The organism is Bacillus cereus group sp. BfR-BA-01310, assembly GCF_022664325.1.
GTDB classification, from domain to species: domain Bacteria; phylum Bacillota; class Bacilli; order Bacillales; family Bacillaceae_G; genus Bacillus_A; species Bacillus_A paramycoides.
Genome location: NZ_JAKUHD010000052.1, coordinates 1 through 10,629, shown reverse-complemented (window position 1 = coordinate 10,629; position 10,629 = coordinate 1). Strand labels below are relative to the sequence as shown.

The window sequence follows — 10,629 nt, the reverse complement described above, 5'->3', positions numbered from 1 at the left end:
AGTCTAAATAAAAATTGGAATTGCACCATAGATAACTTCTTATTATTAATAATATGCATTCAGGTTCTTGTCACTTTCATTTAAACAAACTCTCCCCTGCCAATCAAACATTTTCTAGCATAATACTATTTCTAGGAGATTGCTTACAAGAAATTTGGAGTTTTTGTACAAAAACTCCAGAATCTTTATATGCAGCCGTTTTTTTAAAACTGCTTAATATATAATTAACCCCTATATTAATGTTATGTAAACAATAGAAACTCATTTTACAAACACATTAACATTAACATATCAACTAACATTAACATATAATCAGACACACAAAGCAAAATGTTAATTTTATATCAACATTTTTAACACAATAAGTATACATATTCATTTGATATCATTAGCAACCTTATAAGGTGCACTTCTTAATAGAAAGAATTATAAATAGCTAAAGAGCCTACCACCTAGACTTGCAACAAAATATAAAACTTCTAATCAAATACAAACTTCAATCTATTGATAACCTATATGACAGCTCGCGATTGTTTGTTTGACATACTCCCATAAACATTGCAGTTTCATAAAGTTTAGAATGGATACTACACTGTTAATATTTTATCTTTTTAGTTGATATGAAATTAACAATAGATATGGTGAAGTGTTTAAATATCAATCTCATGTTAATGATAATGTTATATGTATTCTTACCAGGATCGTTTGACAACTGATGCGTATGTTAGTTTTATTCTCTTTATTTATTATGTTATTTGTGCCACAATTAATTAACTAACATTAAAGAGGTATCAAAAGACTTGTTTAATTGATTGGAATAGAATTTTAGTACATTTGAACTTCATATTAATTAAAGTAATTACTAAACACACTATATAAAAGGGCGCGCTTTAAGAAAGATACCACAAATACAGCAGTATCTGATAGTCTTTCGGTTGATAAGACATTAACAATTAATAGAGATCATCACTTCACAATCCTTTCTATGTCAATTTCATATCTCATGTTAATCTCAGTACTAAGCCAAAATCCAGTCCTAAATCAGATGATTTCCGCCTTTAATATAAAAAATGCTGTTTTATATTAGATAAACGACGTCATTAGGCTGTTTAGAAATCACTAGTATTAACGTAACTACATAAATCTACCTCAAGTATTCCATACCGTATTAAAATACTCATACATATCATATTAATCGCAGCATAGAGCGGGAATTAACTCTTAAAGTTTATTTATGTAGATTCTGGTCCTAGATCACGAAATACTACTAAATTAGTAGTATTATTACCTTTTTTTCTAGCTTTTATACATTATAATTTAAGTTTCCTAGTTTAATCTGGTTGTTTTTCCGTAACATCATTGATTATATCCTTATAACTTGTTTACAAAACACCTATATTTCCTTATCATTAATATTAAGTAACATGATTTGTTAATCTCATGGCAACTATCAGTAATGTAACAAACATAAAAGATAGGCATTTCCATTGATAGAACATTACTATTTATATACTTAGAGTTAACAATAACATCAACAAATCGAGTGTATTCTGTATCAACAGTTAATGTTTTGTTAACAAACATTCAATTACATGTCAACTTTACATTTCATGTGAGTTACTGAATAAGTAGGGATTCACATGAATATTATCGAAATACTGTCTAACATGTTAATTTCAGTTCACATGTTAATTACAAATTGGGTGTTCATGAGTTGATTTTTAAGGAGGTAGTTACAATGATTGAGCAAAAAAACGAAACACAAGACCATCAAATTAACGATGATGACATATTAAATGATAATGTTTTCGAAAAAGCATGGCGGATAACGGAATTCTCTAAACTAGTCGGACGTCATCATAATACAGTTTATAATTGGTTCAATATTCTAGAGGAAAAAGGGCTTCACGAAACGTTAAGAACCCAAAATACAAACGAAAAACTCTATAATACTTTAGATCTTGAAATTGCTCTATTTATAAAGCAAAAAAGGGATGAGAAATGGTCTTTAGATGCAATTATTGACCTTTTACCACACCAATTTGATTTAAGACCAGTATCACCAGAGCATCAAACAAGTGAAGTATCTACTGAATTAAACCTTCAAGCCACTGCAGAAATTATTGAAAAAATGGTAACTAAACAGTTAGAAGAAAAAATAAAACATATCCAATCTCATTATGAAGAGAGGGTAGAAAATATACTAAAACAGTTACCGCAACCAGAAGATGCAGAAACCCTAAAATTACGTCAACGCCAAGATAGACTTGATAATTTCATTATTGAGCATAGAGCACGTCAGGAATTAAGAAAACAAGCAGAGAGCCTATGGAATAATAAACCTGAAGAAGAACGTACTAGAAAGGCAGGATGGTTTAAAAAAGAGGAAGATTTGGGTAAAAAGCAACTCTTCATTGAGCAGTACATACAGGATAATATTATTGATTATATAAAATCTCTTATGAATACTGTGGAATAATAAAAAAGTCTGGATAAAGATCCAGACTTTTTTTATTATTTTGTAGTGCCAAACATCTTATCTGGATCTAGAAAATCCGCTAATTCAGCATCTTCATTTGCTCCAGCATCATTATTTTCTTCATCACTACCCATATCGATAAAATCTCCAAATGCAAAACCTAAATCCTCATCCTCATCTATACTCTCGATAGTACTAATTTGAGACTTTGTAAACTGAATTTGGCTTTGTCTTTCTTTAAACTCATTAAATTCTTCAACTAACCCTTTAGATAATCTCGATGGTAATGCATCAGTTTTATAGAACGTATATACACTTCCTAAGAAATCATTCTTACTTACCAAATATCCGTTAAAAACTGTACCATTTATAGGTAGATTATTTGAAACTTCTACCTTAGCATCATCCATAAAGGAATCATTAATGTTTTTTTGCTCATCTAAGATAGCGAGCATACCAAAATGATGTACTTTTGACGCTTCAACAGAACCGTCGTTATTCTTCTTCATCAAATCAATTGGGGGATGGAAAGAGCTGCCTCTTAATGATTCTTGGAACATCTCTATAATTGCATGGCTATTTTCTATCTGGTTCATATTACGTGAAACCTTATTAATTACTAAACAGCCCGTTTTCTCAAGTAAAATACGTTTAAAGTCTTGAGAATCGAGTATTACAGATGTACCAGATCCATTGGCAGCTGTATTTAACTCATGAATAATTTCACTAATGCGTTGATTTGCATAATCTCGTGAATTGGCGATACCTTTTTTCTCATTTTCATTTAATTCCTTAAATTCATCGTAAAAGTGCTGGTTATCAGCAAATACTACAAATGCTACACCTTTTGATTTATCATTTGCTAATTTCCAAATCTCCTGTGAAAATTTATTTACTTGTCGTAATACATCCGGCCCATCTGCTCGGACAGGAAGTGTTACAACAATCCCCATTTTAATAAAGTCTTTGCGCTCAATAGCATTTTCAAAGGCAATTCTCGCAAACTTTGCTTGATTTGCTTTGATTTCAGCCATTGGATATTCCTGCGCAACTTTTTGTAATTCTTGTCTGATTACTGGCTTGTTATGAAAAGCCGAAAATTCTTCAATAGCTTTAATGATTGTAGAAGTTCCTGTTCCTCCACCTAAACCTGCAAAGAATAAAACAAGTTCATCAGAAGGTCTTACACGCTCAGTAATAAATTCTTTTAGTTTTTCTTTTGCTTCCTCATTTGAATCAAGAACTTTTACCGCACGCTCAGGGTTCTTACCTAAACCACCTAATTTAAGTGAAACTTGATTGCTTTTTGGTACATTTTTTAATTCAGCTAGATCTCCATCATTACTATTTAGTGCTAAGCAATTATATACTGCTGTGCCATCTGTATGTGTATATTCCGCAAATTTATCTACCATTCTAGTACCAGCTTGACCAAATCCAACCATCGTCATTTTAACTGCTACTTCATTCTTCAAGAAGTTTTTTGCCATTATTTTATCTCTCCTTATTTACCTTTTTTCTTTTCCCTAACTCAATAAGTACTTGTTGTCCTCTATAAGTTGAGATTAAAAATTTATATGGATGCATAGTCTTTTCATAGATTAAAGACATTGATGATAGCGTACTCACACTTATTTCTGCTGAACGTCTAGATATATTTGTACGTTCAACTTCTAATGAATAGGATTTTCCTTTTTTCTTCTTTACTCTCCTATCAATAACTACATTTTCCACTATTTCATTAATAGATATGCCCCTCATGTACTTTGTCTCTTGAAATTGTTTATTTACTACGTTTCCTATGTATAGAAATACACTGTAGAGTATCTCATCTTGTTCAAGTATATCAGCAAACATGTTTACTACTTCATCTACAAACTTGATTGTTTGATATTTTTCACTTAAAACCTCGTTCAAGTTGTCCCCCCCTTAAAGCATTGGTTAATTATTCCTAGAAACATAGTACATCATTACACGTTGTATATCAAGTCATTATAAATAAAACTTATATATAAGACTTATAACAAATAAATCAGAAATACTCTATATTTTATAGGGGTTTATATATACGACGTATATATAATGCGTATACATGTTATATCAATCTTAAATTTCATGTGATTTACATTTTAATAAAGAATACTAAAATATCCGGAATAAAATTGATAAAAACACATAAAAAATAACCTCTTCTTATTAACATGAAACTTACAAATATTATTATACGACTTATATGCAAACCTTATATATAAGTCGTATATACAAATGCCGTTATATCAACGGTAAATTAAATTTTATATATCCATTACATGTTAATATTTTTTTATAAGCTGCTTATACAAACTTTATATACAAACGTGATTTATACACCTTATATAAATCACGTTTAAAATCTTTAATACTCAAACAACTACTATCAGACGTATATATGTATTTATATTACTAAGGAGATTTCATGAAGATCTTATAACAATTCATACTAAGCTTTTCTTTATTACCTAGTTGTTTTAACAGGATTTATCTCTTATAAGAACGATAATTGTTAATGTTATGTTAATGCACTGTTCTTCACTTAGTACTTGTTAGCTCACATTAATGTATTTGTTGTCAGAAAAAATATGCTCTGTGCCTCATTTGAATTCAATTCCTTGTCAATTTCAGTCATTCCTGGAAAGTCATTAAGAGAGGTTGTTAATTTCATATGAACAACAGAAAGCATCTCAAATTATATTCAACATGTTAAAAAGAGAGTCCAAGGTTAAGCTGACTGATGCAAAAGTTCTTAAAATTCCTGTAAATAATCTCTTAAACCTGGACATTCTAATAGTATTACGCTAAAAAATTACATCACTGCTATGAAAAAGGAACATTTGTTCAAATTGGATTATTAACAGTCAGGTCTTATCTTATTAACATCAAAGTGATACTTACATTACAATAAAAGCCTTCGTAATTTAGTAGGAATGATGATAGCAATTACAACATCACATAAAATTAACAACTGATTAATTTCATGTGAATGTAACCTATATGTTAAGAACCTGTAGACACATTTTTAACGTACTAATGATTTAGTAGAAACAACCATTAATTTTTGTCTAAGTGAATTCATGATCCTATACAAGAGAAAACGCCTAAAAGAAAAAGTTGAATTTTTACACTGAACCAGTAGCAGAAGTAGGAGAGGGCACTTCACCACAAACAAGAAGTTAACTTTCGAATAAAAGATAGAGAAAATTACTCTTTGTTATCAAAAAGCCTTTTTATAATCCTTGAATAATATGCATTTACATGCTCCGATTGATTTGGTTCCTTCACTTGAACTTCATCAAGCTGTAGAACCAAATTCGGTCTCGTTTACTATACAAAAAGGTTGCCTCATAAAAGGAAATCCTCAATATAACGAGGTTGGGATTGATGTTTGGGAAAGCATTCTTCAGGTATCATTAATTGATCATGGAGAGTTTTGGAATGCTCTAAAAAACTTTTTACACATTAATGTACTGTCTGTATTCGAGTTAGAACAATTAATAAAGGTTAAGTTAAATAGGTGATAATAATGGAATTCGAAGAACTTATGAAATATATAGAAGAAAATAAAGAAGAACATTTTCAAGATATAATCAGTGAAAACGAACTTGTGATTAGAAAGAGAGGCATAAATGTAAACGTCAAGTAACTCCAAAATATACGACAAAAGTTATTTTTGGAGTTATTTTTTGTTTGCTTTGTACTGTGATAATAAAGTTATTTAAAAACCTTTCTTTCAAGCAGTTCAAAAGGTTTTTTTAACTTAATACAGAACTATATTATAGTAGGTGGACATAAATTGGTTCGGATAAAAGTAGCATGAATAAGGAGAAAAATTCCGATGGATTGCTTAGTTGCAAAAGGTAGTATTTATTATGAAACCGTAGGTAATGGTTTTCCAATATTAATAATGCATTCAATGGGTACAGACCATAAATCTATGAAAGCTTGGATAGAGCCAATTTTTGATGAGATTCAGGGTTTTCAGAGAATATATATAGATTTACCTGCTCACGGTCGAAGTTTAATTGACGAGAATTTCAACTCTTCAGATGATATGCTTTTAAATATTTTGGATTTTATCAATATGACAATTCCTAACCAAGCATTTTCTCTTATTGGTTTTTCATTTGGAGGATATTTGGCACAAGGTGTTTTGCACCATAGACATAAAAATGTAAAGAGTATTTGTTTGCTGGCTACTTCACTTCATTTGAAAGATAGAGATCTTCCTAAAAAAATAGTCGTTACAAAGGATGAAGATTTATTAAAAGAATTGGATTCTGATATAAGAATGGCTTTTGAAACATTGATGAATTATCAAAATAAAGAGAACCTTAAATACTTTTTAAACGAAATCCAACCTGGACGATTGTTAGCTAATAAAAATTTTTTAATGTCAAATTGGAGAGAGAAAGGGTATTTTCTTTCTGAAGAACCACTTAATAATGTAGGTACACTTACACAACCCGCACTCATCATTCTAGGGAAACAAGATTCTATCTGTGGGTATAAAAATCACTTCTTTCTTCTAGAAAAATTTCCGAATACTACGTTTTCCATTTTAGATGGTGCTGGTCATATGCTTCAGATAGAAAAACGAAAAATAGTACAAGGACTAATCAAAGACTGGCTAATTAGGAGCAATTCGGTTTGCAAATCAAGCGAGTAAATGCAATCACTAACTTCTTTAACCTAATTTCCATATCTATTGCTTGTCAGTTCATTTTGTTGTGCTTTAACTAACAGGTGCTTTAGTTCAATAGGAATTAAATAACTTTATTATTAATTTTTGAGTGCAAATATAATTAAATGGATAGAAATTAAACAACTTTAAAGAGCCTTGCTACAATAAAATGTGCAAGGCTTATATATATTTCATAACAAAATTCAATAACTTTATTATTGCTTTATATGCTTAACTTTTTTCTTAAAAAGGACTTTTAGGATAGCTTCTATTGTTCTGTACTAAGGATAGCGACTTTCAAGATATCTCCAGTTTATTGGAATTTTTATTCTACTACTAAAGTTGTAAAAAATCTAGTCAATATGTAGCAAGTATCATTAATTGAAAAAATGTAAAATAAATTTAAGAATCAAAATGTTGAAGGGAGAGGGAAAACAATTGGATAGGGAAAATAATAAAAAACTTGTGATAATCACTGGGGTAACACAAGGATTAGGTCGGTCATTAATTGACCGTTTTTCTGAATTAGGTTGGTTGATTGTTGGATGTGGTCGTTCCAAAAGTAAGATAGAACAAATCAAGAGACATTTTGACAACAAACATGATTTTCAATCCATTGATGTTTCGGACGATAAGGCTGTTAAAGCTTGGGAAGAATATATTCTTCAGCGATACGGTGCGCCGGATTTACTTATTAATAATGCCTCTATTGTAAATAAAAATGCAACGCTTTGGACTATTTCTTCAGAAGAATTTGCAAATGTTATGAATATCAATGTGAATGGTGTAGTCAATGTGATAAGGGCGTTTGTACCGGCTATGATTCATAATAAACAAGGGATCATAATCAATATTAGTTCAGGTTGGGGACGGTCCGGTGAGGCAGAACTTGCACCGTATTGCGCGTCCAAGTTTGCTATAGAGGGTTTGACCCAATCAATGGCACTAGAATTGCCGAAAGAACTGGCAGTAGTTGCACTAGATCCAGGCGGAGGCATTCATACTTCGATGTTACAGTCATGTGCACCAGAGTATGTATCGAGTTCTCCAACAGCCGAAGCTTGGTCACATGTTGCTGTACCGTATATGTTAAGTATTACATCTAAAGACAATGGAAAATCACTTACTTGTCCCATGGTTTCCTAAAGTATTATACCTTTATTAATACGAATATACACTTTGGTTTGGTGGTGAATTCTTTCGGTAAATTTGATAAATCATTGTCGCACAAGGGAGATGTTCACCTAAAGGTTGTCTGAAGGGTTTGAAATGAAGTTAAGAGAATTAATAGGAGAGATTAAAAAATTAAATTCGGCAGACTTTATGTAGTAAACTAAAAATCCCAATATGAGAGGGAAATAAAAATGAATATTTCTGTTAACTATCAAGAAAAAGTTAAACCTGATTTAGAACCTAATGAACAAATTATCGATGTCTTTACTGGAAGAACTGCCCCTACTAATTGGGTGATGAAACTTCTTCCTGAAATTTCTTGGCTCACTCAAGAGAATATGCCAATTGTTTTAGTGATAATAAAGTTGTTTAAAAAAATGTGAGTCATTCTATTCAACAATCGGGCGCTATTGTTGAAGAAAACTTAGATTTTTAAACGACTTTATTATCGGTACACATCAAAAAGTATAACAATTTATCCCACTACTTTAGGGCAGTAAGAGCCCGATTGGTTCAACTAATCCATCAGTAGGGATGAAGAAAATCCCTACTGATGGAAGTTTCACTTTATCCTGTAATCTCAGCCGAAGAGAGCCCCTCATGAATATTTCCGCTTACAATGATAGAATGTCCCCAAAATATATCTCCATCCAAAAAGAATATTTCAAAATCACCTTCTGAATAAACGCTTATGCTGCTTAATGTGATGGAATCGATGAACATGTCTTTTGTAATTTCGTCGATTTCTGCTTCATCATCATCTTGTAGCCATTCATTTGCTAACTCTACCAGTTCTTTTGCAGCGTACATTTTCATTTTCATTTTCCATTCATCTTGCTCTTTGAAAAGTGCATGTGCTGTTTCCAGTGCAGACTTCATCATATGCTTGTCTTCATTCCAATCAAAATATAAATGACATTCTTCACCAGCCCAAGACATTCTCTTTTCAAAAGTTTTCACTCTTTTATCAAGTTCAAACTCGCCCAACATCTCATCATGATAAAAAACCGGTTTCATCGCATCTTGTAAGATGATTTCCAACTCATCATCTTTATATGGTGTTTCCAAAACCTTAACAAGCATCAATGAATTTTCTGACTTGCGCACCTGTAATGTTACAACTGTATTTGCTGTCAAAATGTCTTTTGATTTTCTCCATTCTGCATCATCAACCAACCATGCGAGTCGTATGTCTTCTTTTGTAATCGTTTCATTGTTATGTAAGTCTTTCCACGCAATCAAATCAATTGACGCAGTCCACAAAATGTTGTCACCGCCTCTTGATGCACCAATTCCTAATGCCCCTGTGACAGCTGCTATTTCAATCACATTTTCTAAGAATCTATTTTCAAATCTACTTATTTCACTTGATTTACTCAATTTCGTACACATTCCCTTCATCGCCCACAGGCATAAGTACTTTGTGAGTTTTTCTGTTTTATTATAATTGGTCTATGTTTTGTAACAAAAACGAATGTTTATGTCACGTTTGTATTTAAAAATAATGAGCTTCATAACTCTTGAATTCATTGTAACAAAATACTGTCTCAAAAGTAATTTGTGACATTATTAATCTCAACTATTTTGTTACAACAAAATGTATTTTTGGAAATAAAATGGTTCATCACCAAAAGACGGGGGTGACATATAGATAGATGTCCATGTGATTTTGAAAGAAAGTTGCACCATTTTGAAAAAAGTCATACTGTTTGTAAAAAAGTTTGATCAAAATCCTGTGTTGATGTGCAGGATTTTTTCTTATTCAGCAATCGGGCTATTTAATTGAATAAAGACGTATTTTTTTGAATTGGACCATTTTGTTGAAAAAGGATATCTCCAATTTTTAACGAATACAGGGTTATAAATAAGAAAAAGTGGTGAGATAAATAGGAAAAAAATTTAATTTCTTTTTGGACAATAAAACGGAAAAATGTATAATTAACAGGCTTCAGACCGCGGGTTGTGTTTTCGCAGAAGAGGAGACCCGGTTACTTATTTCAGAGGCACGAACTCCAGAGGACCTCAAGAAAATGGTAGAAATACGAGCCGATGGTTTACCACTTGAATATGTTGTTGGATACGCAGAATTCTGTGGGTTGCGGATAGAAGTGGACCAAGACGTTTTCGTGCCTCGTCAACGTACCGAGTTTCTTGTTCACCAGGCGGAAACTCTGTCATGTTTTGGTGATATCGTCGTTGATCTATGTTGCGGGTCAGGTGCTGTGGGTGTAGCACTGGCAGCAGCTTTAGGACAAGTTGA

At 31.6% G+C, this 10,629-nt stretch carries 8 protein-coding genes and 1 pseudogene; 6 read left to right on the top strand and 3 right to left on the bottom strand.

Going from position 1 to position 10,629, the window contains the following annotated elements; translation table 11 throughout:
* Nucleotides 1-1,738 precede the first annotated feature (1,738 nt).
* Entirely contained in the window at nucleotides 1,739-2,479 is a 741-nt protein-coding gene (locus MR109_RS29030) for a MerR family transcriptional regulator (protein WP_098789098.1), read from the top strand.
* A gap of 35 nt (nucleotides 2,480-2,514) precedes the next feature.
* On the opposite strand, the gene MR109_RS29025 is transcribed toward MR109_RS29030, so the two are convergent.
* Nucleotides 2,515-3,969 (bottom strand): FtsZ/tubulin family protein, encoded by a 1,455-nt coding sequence (locus MR109_RS29025; RefSeq protein WP_025151201.1) that lies wholly within the window; start codon nucleotides 3,967-3,969, stop codon nucleotides 2,515-2,517.
* A 4-nt stretch (nucleotides 3,970-3,973) separates the two neighbouring features.
* Nucleotides 3,974-4,396, bottom strand: coding sequence for a hypothetical protein (locus MR109_RS29020; RefSeq protein ID WP_002175004.1), 423 nt, complete (start codon nucleotides 4,394-4,396; stop codon nucleotides 3,974-3,976).
* 1,358 nt (nucleotides 4,397-5,754) lie between these two features.
* Between MR109_RS29020 and MR109_RS29015 the strand changes: the two are divergent.
* The 4 genes and pseudogenes from MR109_RS29015 to MR109_RS29000 all read left to right on the top strand — a co-directional run.
* Nucleotides 5,755-6,033, top strand: a pseudogene (locus MR109_RS29015) (hypothetical protein); the annotation flags it as partial.
* Nucleotides 6,034-6,350: 317 nt separating this feature from the next.
* Nucleotides 6,351-7,181 carry an alpha/beta fold hydrolase gene (locus MR109_RS29010; RefSeq protein WP_242274778.1) on the top strand — a complete coding sequence of 277 codons (831 nt, stop codon included), beginning with the start codon at nucleotides 6,351-6,353 and terminating at the stop codon, nucleotides 7,179-7,181.
* A gap of 429 nt (nucleotides 7,182-7,610) precedes the next feature.
* A complete protein-coding gene (locus tag MR109_RS29005; RefSeq protein WP_242274777.1) occupies nucleotides 7,611-8,342 on the top strand; it encodes an SDR family oxidoreductase in 732 nt (243 codons plus the stop codon).
* Nucleotides 8,343-8,560: 218 nt separating this feature from the next.
* Nucleotides 8,561-8,752: a hypothetical protein gene (locus tag MR109_RS29000; protein ID WP_242274776.1), complete on the top strand. Its 192-nt coding sequence runs from the start codon at nucleotides 8,561-8,563 to the stop codon at nucleotides 8,750-8,752.
* A gap of 184 nt (nucleotides 8,753-8,936) precedes the next feature.
* Here the strand turns inward: MR109_RS29000 and MR109_RS28995 are convergent, their stop codons facing one another.
* Nucleotides 8,937-9,770 (bottom strand): DUF2262 domain-containing protein, encoded by an 834-nt coding sequence (locus tag MR109_RS28995; protein WP_242274775.1) that lies wholly within the window; start codon nucleotides 9,768-9,770, stop codon nucleotides 8,937-8,939.
* A 509-nt stretch (nucleotides 9,771-10,279) separates the two neighbouring features.
* On the opposite strand from MR109_RS28995, the gene MR109_RS28990 reads away from it, so the two are divergent.
* Nucleotides 10,280-10,629, top strand: a 350-nt coding sequence (locus tag MR109_RS28990) for a class I SAM-dependent methyltransferase (protein WP_472926451.1), incomplete at its 3' end; no start/stop codon positions are given.